This window comes from Psychrobacter sp. UBA2769 (assembly GCF_002352555.1).
GTDB classification, from domain to species: Bacteria; Pseudomonadota; Gammaproteobacteria; order Pseudomonadales; family Moraxellaceae; genus Psychrobacter; species Psychrobacter maritimus.
Genome location: NZ_DEIR01000005.1, coordinates 1 through 16,229, shown reverse-complemented (window position 1 = coordinate 16,229; position 16,229 = coordinate 1). Strand labels below are relative to the sequence as shown.

The window sequence follows — 16,229 nt, the reverse complement described above, 5'->3', positions numbered from 1 at the left end:
AATGGCTTTTCTTATGTCAATCAGTATCAGGAAAATTCTTGCGTCAATCAGCATTAAGCATTGGTATAGCGACTGGCCTCTGGCATCCAGCGATGAATAAGTTGGCTAACATCTGCTTTACGTGTCGGATCGCTAATAAGATGTTTTGCTAAGCTCTGTGCAATGGCAAATAATTGCTCATCACGGATAAGGTCGGCCAGATAATAACCGACGTTACCGGTTTGACGTTTGCCTAACAGCTCACCGGGGCCGCGTAGCTCTAAGTCTTTTTGCGCAATAACAAAACCGTCGGTACTTTCGCGCAGCACATTTAAGCGCTCCGTGCCCGTCTCTGATAACGGCTTTTGGTATAATAGTACGCAGAAACTTTTGGTCGAACCACGACCAACGCGCCCACGTAACTGATGTAATTGCGATAAACCCAATCGTTCAGCATTTTCAATGACCATTAACGACGCATTAGGAACATCAACACCCACTTCGATAACGGTAGTGGCAATCAGCAAATCAAGATTGCCAGTCTTGAATTCTTGCATGATGGCTTGTTTGTCAGCGGATTTCATTTTGCCATGTACCAAGCCAATGCGAATATCCAAGCGCTCATTTAAGTCTTCATAAGTCGCTTCTGCTGCTTGCGCATCAAGCACGCTGGATTCTTCTACCAATGAGCAGACCCAATACGCCTGCCTGCCTGCTTCACAATTGACCGCAATACGCTCAATGACTTCATCGCGGCGGTTACGGTCAATCGTCACCGTGGTAATTGGCGTACGCCCCGGTGGCAACTCATCGATGATGGAAGTATCCATATCACCATAAACGCTCATCGCGAGCGTACGCGGAATCGGCGTTGCTGTCATGATTAGCTGATGCGGCGTGCTATTCACCACGCCTTTATTGGTCAAGGCCATACGCTGCTCAACGCCAAAGCGGTGCTGCTCATCAATAATAACCAAGCCCAATTTGGCAAACTGTACCTGCTCTTGAAATAATGCATGGGTGCCAACGACCACTTGTACCGTATTTTCCGCCACTGCCGCTAAGGCTTCGCGGCGCTGCTTAGCTGTCTGCTTACCAGCGAGCCAGCCAACGCCGACCCCTAAAGGCTCAAACCAGTTTTTAAAATTCACCAAATGCTGCTCTGCTAAGATTTCCGTTGGAGCCATGACCGCCACCTGCCAGCCACTATCCAATGCATAACCCGCCGCTCCTGCCGCAACCAAGGTTTTACCGGCGCCGACATCGCCTTGTACCAGTCTTAGCATTGGAATAGAGGTCGCCATATCAGCCGTGATATCTTTCATGACTCGTTGCTGCGCACCGGTTAAGTCAAACGGCAATGCCGCAAATAGCTTATCCGTCAGCGTGCTTTGGCTAGTACATTTAGGCGCTTTATACTGATGTAATTGCTGACGGCGATATAACAAACTAAGTTGATGGGCGGTTAATTCTTCAATGATTAGACGCTGACAAGCCGCATGGGTACGGGCACTTAATTGCGTCAGCAGCTGATATTGTCGCCCTGCATCGGTATAAGTCGGCGGCGTATGCAGCAATACTAAGGCTTCAAATATGGTTAAGTTATAGACGTTATTATTAGCAATATCATTAGCAGTGGCTGTATTAGAGTCATTATTTACGTTATAAATAGAGGACGCAGCTCTATTTACACTATTGTTAATAGAATTGTCAGGCACACTACGCGCGAGGGTTGAAAATATATCGTCTGGAAAATCATGTTCCGCAATTGCTAATTTAGCAGGCTCAAAAGGTACTAACGGTAAATCAGCGACCACAGCAAAGTCAGCCGGCGTAAACAAAGTCATCGGCAAACCTTGAGTACGAACCGTTTGCAGCGCAAGCTTAATTAGCGTGCGCAGCTTATTTTGATGTAAGCCTTTCACGCTAGGATAAATCGGCTGTAAGCCTGTATTAATGACGGCTTCATTACTGCTAATGATTTGATATTCAGGATGATGTATCTGCTTACCGTAACGACTGACCTTTACTTCACCAAATAATTGCAACTGCGTGCCGATACTCATCGTTTGCGCAAGACCTTGATATACCTTAAAAAAACGCAGCGATATGGTGCCAGTCTCATCATCGACCACCACCGTCATGCCACTGCGCTTGGTATCGACATGTACCACTCGCCCTGTAATCAAGGCAGCTTGCCCATGCGCCACATCGGCTATCGATACCAGTCGGCTACGATCTTCATAATCACGCGGCAGATGCAGCAGCAAATCGAAAATACGCTCAATGCCCAATTGGGCCAATTGCTCGGCCACTTTTGGTCCCACACCCGCCAGCGCCGTCACCGGCATATCAAGCGCCGAAACGGGCATATCAGACCTAATATGGTCTGATGGATTCACTGTCGCGTGCTTAACCGATATGGGCATCAATAATCCTAATGATGTTAAGGTAAATATTATTTAATCAACTATCTTTTTTTGTCGTCTATTTTTTAAAGTCTGAGCCGTCTTATAAAAGCTATAATCAGCAACCTGCTATAAAACACTCAGTCATTATGATTATAACTGACAAGCTACTTGCTTATGCTAAGCTATTTAGCGATACGGCGTCTAGCTGATTTCTGAGTAAGCTATTGATGAATGGCTTATCGTATAATCGTATAATCATTTATTCCTCTATGACGATTTTTGCTAAGGTTTTTTATGTTTTTATTTGCTAACTATTACCCATATCGTCATTTATCACGATTACTGCGATTCAGTATGCTTGGCATATTAGGATTGTCTATGAGTGCTTGTCAGAGCCTGACGCTAGCTAGTGAGACAGTCACGCCTATAAACAATCAACCAAAAGTCGCCCTAGTCTTAGGCGGCGGCGGTGCAAAAGGTTTTGCTCATATTGGGGTGATTAAAGCCTTAGAAGAAAATGGCATTACGCCGACGCTAGTGGTCGGTACCAGTGTCGGTAGCTTGGTTGGCAGCTTATATGCCAGTGGTTATAATGCCAAGCAGCTCGAGCGCTTAGCGTTAAATACTTCTGATAGTGAATTGACAGATTTCACCTTATCCAACCAAGGCTTTATTGAAGGTATTAAGCTTAAAAACTTTATCAATACCAAAGTAAGCGGACGCGCTATAGAGGACTTTCCTATCAGCTTTGCCGCGGTTGCTGCCGAAAAACACACGCTAAAAAAGGCAGTTTTTAGCAGTGGCAATGCTGGACTTGCGGTACAAGCATCCTGTAGTGTGCCTAATATTTTTATTGCGCCGCGCATTCCTGAACAAGTCGGTAAAAAATATATCGATGGCGGCGTGGTCAGCTTAGTACCGGTTGATACCGCGCGTGACTTGGGTGCCGATATTATCATCGCCGTTGATGTGACTGCTGCTAATGTTAATACTTCCGCCAGCAATAAAAAACCGACCATCAACTCATTAACCAGTTTTTGGGGCTTTCTTGAGAGCAGTGTTATCGCAAATGCCGCCGTAAATGGCACTGATTCCAGTCAAGCAAGCACGAGCCATGCTGCATCGATGCGCCTTGAGCGCGATCGCGCTGATATTATCATCACGCCAAATGTTGCTCATATCAGCTCAATCGATACCAGCCAGCGCGGCGCTTTGATGACGGCTGGCGCACAAGCCACTACCCCACAAATCAATGCAATTAAACAACTTATTAAAGACAAAGCACTGAAAGACAAAGCACAGAGTAAATATGCAACGCTTTAGCAGCTCCTTAATCGATAAATGAACAGCAAATATGATCAAAACAACTTAAAGGCTACAGTACTGCTGGTATAAGATTTTTGCAGCCTCTGTCTGCGTAGGCACAGCAAGCAAGAAAAACTTATACCAGCAGTACATGATGTATCAATGTTACTTTTCACTGGCTATATCAAAAAAACATCCTGCCGAAGCTCAAAAAACGACAATAAAAAAAGCACCGCAGTATTCACTGTGGTGCTTTTTTAATGCAGCAAGTATTAAATAAGTATTAAAAAAGGAATTTATTTAACACGCGCACGATATTTAACCACGACGGTGTCATTAAGACCAACACCTTCTAAGTCCCAACGTACCGCTTTATAGAACTTTAATGGGATTTCTTGCAGTTGATTATCAACCTTGCCACGTAACGGCATACGGGCAAAATTACTGCCGTCAGCACTGCCATACGGGAAATCAGGAGATACGGCACGTAGCAATTCTACTTGCTCAGGAATACTCATGGTAACCGTCATTTTACGGACGCGATCGGCATTGGTATTGGTAAAGTAGCCTTGATACTCCAAGACGTTACCTGACTGCAAACGCGTATTGGCATTCACCGGTACGAGCAGTTCCTGACCATTGGTATCGACACTAATGAGTGACGCAGTGATTTTGCTATTAACCGCTTGCGCATTTGAGCTACTGCCTTGGTTGGCATTTGCCTGCAGTGCCACTGAATTATCAACGGCTTGTTCTGGCGTTGGCAACATTGCTGATGCCTGCGTCACTGCCATCACGCCAACGAGCGTACCGGCGACAACATGAAATAAGCGGTGTCCGCTCCACGCACTGAACGGGTTTGCAAAATGGTTACTTTTCTTCATGACATTCATTATCCCTAGTTAATGTATCGATAAAACAATCTTGTAATAAAAATTCGCTAATACAACAATGTATAGATAAAACCATATAGTTATAAAACGCGTCAATACAACACGTCAATAAAATAATACTGCTAAGCAACCATCCGATTGCACACACTACTATTTTATTGCTTAATTTTTTAGCTTAGCCATCATCATATATCGTCATCGTGATGAATGTTAACTTTTTACCATGACTATTTTTAGCGATGGTTATTTTTATCAATTATCTGTGTAAGCTATGACTAAAGCAATAGCGCTTAGCATAACAAAAAGCGTTTGGCGGTACACTAATCCCGTGTTGAGGTTGTGTATATCATCTATTTACTACCAAGACTTCTTAATACGACTGAAATAAAAGATAGCTCATAACGGCGTTTTTTGCTATGGTAATTCATTAGCGACAGGCTTTTGCTGTCACGCTCCTTTTCTTATTCTAACGACTATTGCTCCCATTATGACTACTAGCGCCATGCCACAGATTAACCCTGAATACGTACACTGGTTCCGTAACTCTGCCCCTTACATTAATACCCATCGCGGTAAGACTTTCGTGATTATGTTTGGCGGTGAGGCGGTCAATCATCCAAATTTCAGTACCTTGATTCATGACTTTGCTTTATTGCACAGCTTGGGCATCAAGCTGGTATTGGTACACGGGGCGCGACCGCAAATTGAAAAAAACCTCAAAGACGCAGACATTGCCTCACCATTGCATCAAGATATCCGCGTGACCCCGCGCGTCGCCATGCCGTCTATTTTACAAGCCGTTGGCGCGATTCGTTTGCAAATCGAAGCCCAACTATCGATGGGCTTGGCAAACTCACCCATGTATGGCTCGCGTATCGACGCGGTTTCGGGTAATTTTGTCACCGCCCGTCCTTATGGTATTCGTGATGGCGTTGACTATCAGATGACCGGTGAAGTGCGCTCTATCGATGTTGAAGCCATTAAAAACAACCTTTTGCATGACCATATCGTGATTTTAGGCTCTATGGGTTATTCAGCGACTGGTGAAGTCTTTAACTTATTGGCTGAAGACGTTGCTCTTAGTGCCGCTGTGGCGCTTGGTGCCGATAAGCTGATATTCTTAGGCGAAGAAGCCGGTATCAATCATGATAATCGCTTGCTACGTGAGATGATTCCAAATGAAGTCGACCGCTTCTTACGTGACCGTGATTTAAACTGTGAGATTAATTACTTTTTAAGCTGCGCCAGTAATGCGTGCCGCCAAGGGGTTCATCGCACCCATATTATCTCTTATGCCAAAAATGGCGCGCTCCTCGAAGAGCTATTTACCCGTGATGGTTCTGGCACCTTGATTAGCCATGACCCGTATGAAGAGATTCGCCGTGCCAATATTGACGATGTGGTCGGACTGATTGAGCTATTATCACCGCTAGAAGAACAAGGCATCTTGGTCAGCCGCTCACGCGAGCGCTTAGAACAAGAGATTGATAACTATAGCGTCATTGAACGTGACGGCATGATTTTAGGCTGCGCTGCACTTTACCCATTGGATGCAGATTCAGCAGAAGTCGCTTGTGTGGCGGTACATCCTGAATACCGTAGTGGCAGCCGCGGTGCTGACTTGCTGGCATTTTTAGAGCAACAAGCACGCAGCCATGGTCTGCATAAGCTATTTGTGCTGACCACTCGTACCGCGCATTGGTTTGTCGAGCAAGGCTTTGCGGAAGTTGAAGCAAGCGCATTGCCTGAAGCCCGCCGTGAGAAGTATAATAACGGCCGTAACTCTAAAGTGTTCCAAAAGACTTTGTAATTTAAAAAAACTCTATAAGCCGCGAGTTAATTGGTTAGTTAGCCCTTCATTCATTAATCAATTGATAATTAACCTTTAACTGCCGCGCACGAAAAAGCCCTCATAATGTATGAGGGCTTTTTATTTTTTATAAGCGCTTTCTTATAACCATTTTTTTATAACCACTTTGGGTTAAAACAGTTAAAAGTCTAATAACGCCTTATTTTACTTTTAATAGCTCAACGGTAAAGATAAGCGTGCTGTTTGGCTCGATACCGGCGTTACCCGCTTCGCCATAAGCGATATCAGATGGAATATAGAACTCGTATTTGCCACCTTCTTTCATCAACTGTAAACCTTCCGTCCAGCCAGCGATAACTTGGTTTAATGGGAATTCGATTGGCTCACCGCGCTCATAAGAGCTGTCAAATACCGTACCGTCAATCAATTTACCTTCATAGTTTACTTCAACCACGTCAGTCGCTTTTGGTGATTTGCCAGTACCAGCGGTCAATACTTTATATTGTAAGCCAGAAGCGGTGGTTTTCACGCCAGCTTTCTTGCCATTTTCTGCTAAGAATGCCGCACCTTTGGTTTTATTTTCGCCTGCTTTAGTTTCCATATCTTTCACAAACTTCTCTTCTTGTTCTTTTTGATAGGTCATCAATACTTCTTGCATTTGCTCTTGCGTCAATGCTGACTCTTTGCCTTCATAGCCGTCACGGAAGCCTTTTTCAAAAGTATCAAGATTGAGATCGCCGACCGCTTCTTTATTACCTTCTGCCATCATATAACCCAAACTGTAACCCACTTTTTCATTGGCTGGGCTTTTTTCAGTTACTGAAACGCTTTTGCTGGCGGTTTCTTGATTACCATTGCTGGCGTTACAGCCGGTGATTAATAACATCGCACTAGCAAGGGCGCTAATGCTTAAGGTAGTAATTTTTTTCATAGAATACTCTCAAATTATAAGGATAGTGGCGAGATGTCACATTCTTCTATCATAACAAATCTTAGTTTTAGGAGCTATGATTCCCGTGAAATTATCGGTCAAATGTACAGTCTATGTTAATATTTGCCGCAAAAATAACAACTTATCACACAACTATAGTAAGCAGTTAAGCTTTCTGTCTTTAAATCCTTCATTACATCAGCTAAGCTAAATTAGTTAAGGTATGAAGTAACAGAACGTAGTTTTTGTTAACAATTGACATAAAGTGTTGATTGTTCCCTGTTTAGAACCGCTTTTTAAATAATTTAAATCAAAAATACTAATAATTAGGTATGTGTTTCCTGCAAATAATCCTGTTTCTCTTTAATAGCGTGGATTATTTGACGGCTGATACATGAACATTCAAGGAGGACAGGATGAATCCAATGTATACATCGTTCAACGGTTATCTGGGTGGCCCTATTGGCTCCATCATCGGCGCTATTCTAATTTTTATCATTGGCTGGCTTGTGGCACTGGGTATCGCCGCCCTTGTACGCGGTGTGCTATCGAAGATTAACCTCAACCAGCGTATGAATTCTTCTACGGGTAAAAGCTACGATTTAGAGGGGATTATCTCCAAAATCGTTTTCTGGTTTATTTTCATCATCGCCATCGCTGGCGCGTTAAGTCAATTAAATCTGAATTCTATTTCAACCCCATTTGCTAACATGGTCAACCAAGTCTTGACCTTTATACCGAATATCATTGCGGCGGTTGCCGTTGGTGTGGTTGGTTGGGTTATTGCCACCGTTGCTCGTACAGCGATTAACGCAGCGTTAGCAAAAACCTCGATGGATGAGCGTTTAAGTGCCAAGGCTGGCGTAAAGCCAATGAGCAGCACCATTGCTGATATGGTTTACTGGTTTATCCTGTTGATTGTATTGACCATGGTACTTGGTCAGTTAGAGCTTGATGGTTTATTTGCACCATTGACCAATATGGTTGATAAAATCTTCAGCTTTATTCCTAATATCCTTATCGCTGGTGTGGTCTTTGTGGTGGGTTATATCATCGCCAAAGTCGTACGCGGCATTGTAACCAACTTAGTTTCTACTTTTGATGTACAGAAGCTTGCAACTAAAGCAGGGTTAAGCGAACAAAACAGCTTGCCTAATATCGCAGGTTCATTAGCATTTTTAGTGGTTATCATTCCAACGATTATTGCAGCTTTAAATGCGCTAAAAATCGATGTGATTGCTCGCCCTGCGACCAACATGCTTAATAAAATCATGGAAGCATTGCCAAATATCTTTATGGCAGCGGCGATTTTAATCGTCACCTTCTATGTGGTACGTATGGTTGCCAACATTATCAAAGGCCTACTTGAAAACACCCAAATTAATCAGTTGCCGGCGAAAGTTGGTTTAGAGCAGACGATGGGCGATAAGAAAATCTCTGACCTAGTGGGTTATGCGATTATCTTCTTTGCGATGTTGTTTGCTGCTATCGCTGCCGCTGATTTACTAGGTTTTGAGCCTATCTCGGCCATCATCACCATGTTTATCGCGTTTGGTGCCAACATCATCCTCGGCGCGGTCATTCTGTTTATTGGCTTTTGGCTTGCCAACATCATCGCTGGTGTCGTTGAGCGCTCTGAGCAAGGTTCACAGTTCTTAGCAAACATCGTACGTGTATTAATCATGGGCTTAGTATTGGCCATGGGTCTAAAAGCGATGGGTATTGCTGACTCTATTGTTAACCTCGCATTTGGTCTAACCTTAGGTGCAGTTGCGGTAGCGTTTGCTCTATCATTTGGTCTTGGCGGTCAAGAAGCAGCAGCTCGCTTCTTACGCAAGATGCAGGATAAGATGGATAGAGAGCGTGATGAAGCAAAAGCGAAATCTGCTTTGACACCGAACTCGTCAACTCAAGATAAGTTTGCCGCGTCAGTTCGTGAGAATACGCCAAATGCAGCGAGCAACACGACGCCTGCATCAACCGTATCTACGACGCCAAATAACTTAAGCTCAAATACTGGTACGCCTAGCAACTTAGGCACAAGTAATGACTTAGATTCAAGAAGCGATTTGGGTTCTGAACCGGTTGATATTAACCACATTGAAACCGATGACAGTAATATCAACAATAATGGTTTCCCACCTACTAACGACAATGATAATTTGAAATAGCCTATCATTTAGTAATGGATAGTCGTTAACTTAAATAAAAAAGACAGCTTAGGCTGTCTTTTTTATGATTACTGATTAAGCCTTTATTTAAGGTTCTTTATTCAAGCTTCCTGTATTTAAATTCGTCATCGCATGCCGAAATAATAGTCTTTAAGCCTATTTATACTTCTACTATAGTAGAATTATTTTGAAATCGATACCAGTCGCACACAGCTATAACGTATCGTTTTTATTTTTGGTTCTGCTGCTGTAAGCGCTGAAGTTGCTTGCTCAGTTGACGCTCGCGCTGGCTCAGTTGACGCTCGCGCTGGCTCATGGCGTCGACCGGCTGTATCCATAAGTCAATATCCATAAAGCTATCTTCCGCCTCTATGATAAAATCTATCCCAAGCACAATAACGTGATGCAGCTCAGCTATCGGTAAACGTGTGGCAACGTCTAAAGCAATTTTCGCCAAGTTCGGTTGAATAGCTTTTTTGCTATGCTGTCCTTCTGCATCCTGTCCATAAAATATCAGCACATAATGCCGACCTAAACGCTCATAGGAATGTTGATGAACGACATAACCTTGTTGTTGCAGACTTTGCTGCTGCTTTGGATACCGATATAAAGTACGAACCAGCTCATGGCGCGAAAAAAATGATTCATCGAGTATTTGCTGCTGCCAATGAGAAAGCTCTGTTTGTTGCTCCCTACTTTTCTTAGCAATAAACTTTTCACTAACCGTCGTTATCATTTGGCTGCTAAGCTGTGACCATAAAATAGCCGCTTGCTGCATGTGCTGCTGATACATCTGGCTAGTAGGACTATGATTTTTCTGTGCAAGCGCCATAGCAATCAGGGCGGCATTGGGCTCATCCTGCATACCATATTTAATCAGCGCATTGTCTATGGCGATAGCTTGGGTAAATAACGTTGAACTGTTTACGAAGTTATTAATCAACGCCTCTTCAGACTCAAAGCTTGGCACATGACTAATAGCACTCTGTTGCAGCTGCTCTAAACGATATCTTAAAAATCGCCACAATTCGCATGGCGTATGAAGCGCATTGAGTATCGATTGCCAGTCGTGCCAGCCAAATATTTGTAGCAGCTGTCCACTATCACTCATATCTATGATTAAATCCTCCATAAAATAGCGGGCAGGAAAATCATGTTTTAAGCGTTTATATTTGCCATGCTGACTACCTTTGTCTGCAACATGGCTTGATTCCTCAATATCACTTTTAAACTGAATATCAAAGACCAACACTTCTATCGCGTGCACCATATCGGCTTTTTGCCCAGATAAATAACCTTTATGCCATGCTAAGACTGATTTAATAGCGGTCTTACGCACGCTTTCGATATCAGCGGCAAGCATACCCTCAGGCAAATAAACTACCAGTTCTGACAACTGCAATTCACCTAATGGTAAGTGGTAAGCCAGTTTTTGAGCTTGATATTGGATTTTATGTGGCGCTTCAAGTGCTTGTATAGCAGGCAATATCATCTCTAAGTTATCAGTCTGCACATAGCAGGCTAGCTCATTACCAAGATGAGGCTTATCAGCAATCGCAGTAGTCGAATTTGACACAATCTCAACCTTTTAATATTAAATGTATATGGTGGCGTATGACTTGCAACGAATACAATGCATGTTAGCCTAATAATCCTGGCCATTACTTTTAGCAAAAGATTAAACAACATAAGCGCAATTATACACAGTCGCTTTCGTAGCAGTGAGTTGTTATGATGGCATAAAAGCAATCAAAGTTGCGCGAGCTAATCAAGCATCCTAGCGCAGGCTCAACGACTTTCTCTATATAATCACCATCATATGATAACAAGGACTGAACATCATGAAACGCTTTAAAGAAAAAACCGTTATCGTCACCGGTGCCGGCTCAGGTATTGGTCGCGCGACCGCCATTCGCTTTGCAAACGAAGGCGCAAACGTTGTTTTAGTTGGACGTAGCGCTGAAACCTTGCAGGAAACCGCTGAAGCATTTCCGCAGGACCGGACTTGGATTCATACCGACAATTTTTTGACCGTCATCTGTGACATCAGCGTAGAAGCTCAAGTACAAGAAATGATGAAAAGAGTCATCGACAAGTTTGAGAGAATTGACGTTTTGGTGAATAATGCCGATAAAGCCATACAAGGAAAAATCACCGAGCTGTCTTCTGAAGACTGGGAATCGGCCATCGATGTGAATTTAAATGGCACGTTTTATGTTTGTCAGGCGGCGATGCCACATCTGATTGCCACCAAAGGCAATATTATCAATGTCTCGTCGCTGTCTGGCATCGGTGGTGACTGGAATATGGCCGCTTATAATGCCGCCAAAGCCGGTATCAGTAATTTAACGCGCACCCTAGCTTTAGATCACGGTGCAGATGGCGTGCGCGTCAATGCCGTCAATCCAAGCGTCACTAAAACCGATATGACCAGCACCATTCAAGATGATAGCAGCAAAACCGATAAGTTTTTAGACCGCTGCCCACTTGGCCGTCTTGCCGCTCCAGAGGAAGTTGCCGCTGTCATTACTTTTTTGGCGAGCGATGATGCGTCTATGATTACTGGTGTGAACTTGCCCGTTGATGGCGGTGTCAGAGCATCTAATGGTCAGCCGCATTTCTAAGCAGAAATTCAATTTAGTTCAAATCTTATCACTTTAAGGTTAAAGAGAAGCCCCTGATATTTTGCTATCAGGGGCTTCTTTACTAAAGATAATTAGTAATAAGACGATACTTAATAATAAGAAAGGTAGATTTTAATCAATCTGCTTATTAATATCCTGTAAAGGCTGCGATAAACGCTCAGGATGTCTGGGTATCACGCCTTGATATTGGGCATAGATTTTTGGTAAATCAGCATCGATATCACCGCTAGGATAAACCAGCGACATAAAACGTATCTCTTTGGTCTTATAATCCATCGCCACGGGTAAAATTGGCACACCAGCACCTACTGCCAAATAATAAAAGCCCGATTTCCAGCTTTCGGTATATTGCCGTGTACCTTCTGGCGCTAAACCCAAAAACAGTGGCTTACCGGTTTTGAATTTATCGATACTCGCTTGCAATACCGAGCCTTTATTACCGCGATCGATAGGAATAACCCCTATCCAATTTAATAGCTGCGCAAATAATGGCACTTTAAACAGCGTATGCTTGCCCATAATACTGATTTTTAAATCTAGGGCAAATAAGCTAGGTATCGCATAAATACCATCGACGTTAGAGGTATGCGGCAGCGCTAAAACCACGGCCTGCGGAATATTTGGAATCTCACCAACCGTACGCCAACCAGCGGCCTTTAATAACGCTGATGCGATAATTGGCGCAGCTTTATTACCACGCCTTGGGACCAAATTACCCAAATGTTTTTTGCTTAATGTCGGGAATACTTTTGAGCGCGTAGGCTTAGAAGCAGTTGATTTAGAACGGTTAAATAGCTTTGATGTCATAACGGCACCATGTAATAAAAGATAGCTACATAATAACATTAAGCTTGTGCTGCTTAGCTGAATTTTGCAGGCTTTTATTACCTGATAGCTTACTCAATTATTTATATATATAAACATATATAAATAAAGCCTATAAAATCGACGCCTATTCCTGCTCTCTCATCACTCTTTAGGAAATATCGGCTAAGTTACCTTTGTTCTCAAGCCAAGACTTACGATCTGCCGCGCGCTTTTTAGCCAATAGCATATCCATCACGCTATTGGTCAATACCATATCATCCATATCTAACTGCACTAGACGGCGGGTATCACGGTTCATGGTGGTCTCTCGTAGCTGCTCTGCGCTCATTTCACCCAAGCCTTTGAAACGTGTGATTTGCGCTTTCTTATTGCCCGGTACATTGGCCAAAATATGCACAAGCTCAGGCTCATCGAGCGCATAATGCACCTCTTTACCGACATCGACACGATATAAAGGCGGCATCGCCACAAATAAGTGACCAGCATCTACCAAGGCAGGGAAATGTTTAACAAACAGGGCGCAAATCAACGTAGCAATATGCAGACCATCAGAGTCCGCATCCGCTAAAATACATACTTTGTCATAGCGCAGCTCAGATAAGTCATCTGACGCTGGATCGACGCCAATCGCGATGGCAATATCATGAATCTCTTGGCTCGATAAAACTGTATCTGATGAGACTTCCCACGTATTTAAAATCTTACCACGCAGTGGCAATATAGCCTGATAATGACGATCGCGCGCTTGCTTGGCACTACCACCCGCAGAATCACCCTCCACTAAAAACAGCTCTGCGCCATCACGCAAATCCCCACGACAGTCTGCTAATTTACCCGGCAATGCAGGACCTTGCGTGATTTTCTTACGCGCAACTTTTTTCGCTGATTTTAGACGACGCCCTGCTTTATTAATCGCCAACTCGGCAATTTGGGTACCCATATCAGCATGCTGGTTTAGCCACAAGCTAAAGGCATCCTTTGCCAATGTCTGCACCGCACCAGCCGCTTCACGGCTTGATAAGCGCTCTTTGGTTTGACCCGAAAATTGTGGCTCAGAAAACTTAAGCGATAAGATATAGTTCACCCCGTCCCAGACATCTTCTGCCGTCAGCTTAACACTACGTGGCAGTAAATTATGGATATCACAAAACTCGCGTAAGGCTTCCAAGATACCGGTACGTAGACCATTAACGTGCGTACCGCCTTGCGCCGTCGGGATAAGGTTTACATAGCTTTCTTGCACAGGCGTGCCGCCATCAGGCAGCCAAGACAATGCAAAAGTAATACCCGCTCGTTCGCCTGCTTTGGCATCGTGATTATAATAAAACGGTGCTTCAGGTAAAGTCTCTAAACCATCTAGCTGCTCGTTTAAATACTCAACAACCCCATCAGTAAACTGCCAAACGACTTTTTCATTATTAATACCATCAACGAACTCAATCGTTAGACCAGCTGCTAGAACGGCTTTAGCTTTTAGATTGTGCTTAAGTTGTTTAACGTTAAATTTAGGCGTATCAAAAAAGCTGCCATCAGCCCAAAAGTGTACTTTAGTACCACGCTTACGTTTGTTTGAGCTGATTGTTTCGGTTAAAGATGTGACTGCTGCGCCATTCTCGAACGCCATCTCAAACTGCGTACTATCACGCCATACCGTCACTTCTACTCGCGTTGATAGCGCATTGACGACAGAGATGCCTACACCGTGTAAGCCGCCTGAAACTTCATAGTTAGATGTCGAAAACTTACCACCAGCATGCAGACGGGTTAGAATCAGCTCAATACCCGTTTGATTAAATTCGGGATGAATATCGGTTGGCATGCCGCGGCCATCATCTTCGACTGATAAAGAACCATCGCTATGCAATTGCACTTTGATAACCTTGGCATAACCCGCCAATGCTTCATCGACTGAGTTATCGATAACTTCTTGCGCCAAATGATTGGGGCGCGTGGTGTCGGTATACATACCTGGGCGACGACGGACGGGCTCAAGCCCTTCTAAAACTTCTAACGATTGCGCATTATATTGACTCACAAATGCATCCTTAACTATTCATGTGCGATTAATTCTATTCGACCATTATAACGAAAAATAGCGACGGTAACGGTAATAGTCAGTCGCTCACGTCAGATAATGTCGTCTATTTAAGTTGCTTGATATATCAGGTTATCTGTTAGCCTCTATGTCAGTTTTATTTGAACTTAGAACAACTGCCTTAACATATCAATCACCATTGGCAATTGCATCCCAAAATCGCTAAACCTGTGATCACCCCCGGCTTGCATGGTTACTGTAACTCCCTGACTTTTATAAAATTGTTTAGACAGCTCAGGATTTAACAGCTCATCGCCTTCTTTAATAAGCACAGCAACTTTATCAGGATAATTAATAGTCGATAATTGATGCGCTGCAAACCATTGCAAATCTGCATGAGTAATATCCCAACCACCGGCTGTCGAATGGAAAATCTGACTGCTCAAACTCTCCTCTTTAACATCATCTTTCAGAGCCAAATTATCAGCAAAGCGCTGTAATGTCATATGCGGCTGCGTGCTAGGATTTAATAATAGTGCTGGGCAGCCGATATGATTGCTGACCAAGGTAGAAAAATAACCACCTAATGAGCTACCGACCAATATTGTGTTTGACGATTTAAACTTCCCATCTTCAGCATGATTACCATTGCTATTCAAATTTTCGATTAATAACAATATCTGCCTAAAAACTTGATCAGGCGTCTTATTCAAATCAGGTCGCAATATATTGATATCAGAATGATACTGGCGGCAATAATCCTCTAACAACTTGCCTTTAGTAGAGTTCGCATCGCTGTCGAGCCCATGAATATAAATAACGTTCACGTATAATCTCACTTATTAATTTTGTTATGATTGCTATATATGAATAATAAAAACTCAGCATAGCATTACGTTAATAAAAACAGTAACAATAAAACCGCACATTATTATTCAATATTTGCGACATAATAGTGTTGTAGAATGAGATTAGGCACATTAAAGGAATAACGAAAATAGCAATGGAGCCGCCATGAATCAGCAGTTTGAGCTGTTCGAGATTGCCAATCCATGCATTGGTGTCTGTCAAAGCAATAAAAAAGGCTATTGCTTTGGCTGCTTACGTAGTCGACCTGAGCGTCAGTTATGGCATGAGATGACGACTGAGCAGCGCCGTGAGGTGCTACGGCTGGTCTCTGGACGTAAGCTGCGTATCGAGCAGATGAGACAGCGCAAAGGC

The 16,229-nt window shown here is 43.4% G+C and carries 12 protein-coding genes; 5 read left to right on the top strand and 7 right to left on the bottom strand.

All coding sequences use genetic code 11. From position 1 onward, the window contains the following. Positions 1-53 precede the first annotated feature (53 nt). A complete protein-coding gene (recG, locus tag B3Q63_RS01420; RefSeq protein ID WP_296172940.1) occupies positions 54-2,408 on the bottom strand; it encodes an ATP-dependent DNA helicase RecG in 2,355 nt (784 codons plus the stop codon). Between the two features lie 360 nt (positions 2,409-2,768). Here recG and B3Q63_RS01415 point away from each other — a divergent pair, with 360 nt between their 5' ends. Next, positions 2,769-3,713, top strand: coding sequence for a patatin-like phospholipase family protein (locus B3Q63_RS01415; protein WP_296172938.1), 945 nt, complete (start codon positions 2,769-2,771; stop codon positions 3,711-3,713). Positions 3,714-3,991: 278 nt separating this feature from the next. On the opposite strand, the gene B3Q63_RS01410 is transcribed toward B3Q63_RS01415, so the two are convergent. Next, on the bottom strand, positions 3,992-4,579 hold the full coding sequence (locus B3Q63_RS01410; protein WP_296172935.1) for a hypothetical protein: 588 nt from the start codon (positions 4,577-4,579) through the stop codon (positions 3,992-3,994). 496 nt (positions 4,580-5,075) lie between these two features. Here B3Q63_RS01410 and argA point away from each other — a divergent pair, with 496 nt between their 5' ends. Next, the gene (gene argA, locus B3Q63_RS01405; RefSeq protein ID WP_201563945.1) at positions 5,076-6,398 is read left to right on the top strand and encodes an amino-acid N-acetyltransferase; all 1,323 of its coding nucleotides are present in this window, start codon (positions 5,076-5,078) and stop codon (positions 6,396-6,398) included. Between the two features lie 199 nt (positions 6,399-6,597). Here the strand turns inward: argA and B3Q63_RS01400 are convergent, their stop codons facing one another. Continuing rightward, positions 6,598-7,329 carry an FKBP-type peptidyl-prolyl cis-trans isomerase gene (locus B3Q63_RS01400; protein ID WP_201563943.1) on the bottom strand — a complete coding sequence of 244 codons (732 nt, stop codon included), beginning with the start codon at positions 7,327-7,329 and terminating at the stop codon, positions 6,598-6,600. Between the two features lie 416 nt (positions 7,330-7,745). Here B3Q63_RS01400 and B3Q63_RS01395 point away from each other — a divergent pair, with 416 nt between their 5' ends. Beyond that, positions 7,746-9,500: a mechanosensitive ion channel gene (locus tag B3Q63_RS01395; RefSeq protein ID WP_296172929.1), complete on the top strand. Its 1,755-nt coding sequence runs from the start codon at positions 7,746-7,748 to the stop codon at positions 9,498-9,500. Positions 9,501-9,729: 229 nt separating this feature from the next. Here the strand turns inward: B3Q63_RS01395 and B3Q63_RS01390 are convergent, their stop codons facing one another. Further along, entirely contained in the window at positions 9,730-11,076 is a 1,347-nt protein-coding gene (locus B3Q63_RS01390; RefSeq protein ID WP_296172927.1) for a hypothetical protein, read from the bottom strand. Positions 11,077-11,341: 265 nt separating this feature from the next. Here B3Q63_RS01390 and B3Q63_RS01385 point away from each other — a divergent pair, with 265 nt between their 5' ends. Then, positions 11,342-12,124 carry an SDR family NAD(P)-dependent oxidoreductase gene (locus tag B3Q63_RS01385; RefSeq protein ID WP_296172926.1) on the top strand — a complete coding sequence of 261 codons (783 nt, stop codon included), beginning with the start codon at positions 11,342-11,344 and terminating at the stop codon, positions 12,122-12,124. A 132-nt stretch (positions 12,125-12,256) separates the two neighbouring features. Here B3Q63_RS01385 and B3Q63_RS01380 read toward each other — a convergent pair whose 3' ends face one another. The 3 genes from B3Q63_RS01380 to B3Q63_RS01370 form a co-directional block, all read right to left on the bottom strand. Then, positions 12,257-12,952: a lysophospholipid acyltransferase family protein gene (locus B3Q63_RS01380; protein WP_227670534.1), complete on the bottom strand. Its 696-nt coding sequence runs from the start codon at positions 12,950-12,952 to the stop codon at positions 12,257-12,259. Positions 12,953-13,121: 169 nt separating this feature from the next. Then, positions 13,122-15,008, bottom strand: coding sequence for a DNA topoisomerase IV subunit B (gene parE, locus B3Q63_RS01375; protein ID WP_296172919.1), 1,887 nt, complete (start codon positions 15,006-15,008; stop codon positions 13,122-13,124). Positions 15,009-15,175: 167 nt separating this feature from the next. Then, complete coding sequence (locus B3Q63_RS01370; protein ID WP_201626123.1) at positions 15,176-15,835, bottom strand: YqiA/YcfP family alpha/beta fold hydrolase; 660 nt, start codon at positions 15,833-15,835, stop codon at positions 15,176-15,178. Positions 15,836-16,022: 187 nt separating this feature from the next. On the opposite strand from B3Q63_RS01370, the gene B3Q63_RS01365 reads away from it, so the two are divergent. Then, positions 16,023-16,229: DUF1289 domain-containing protein (locus B3Q63_RS01365; RefSeq protein WP_296172915.1), on the top strand; the 207-nt coding region annotated here is incomplete at its 3' end.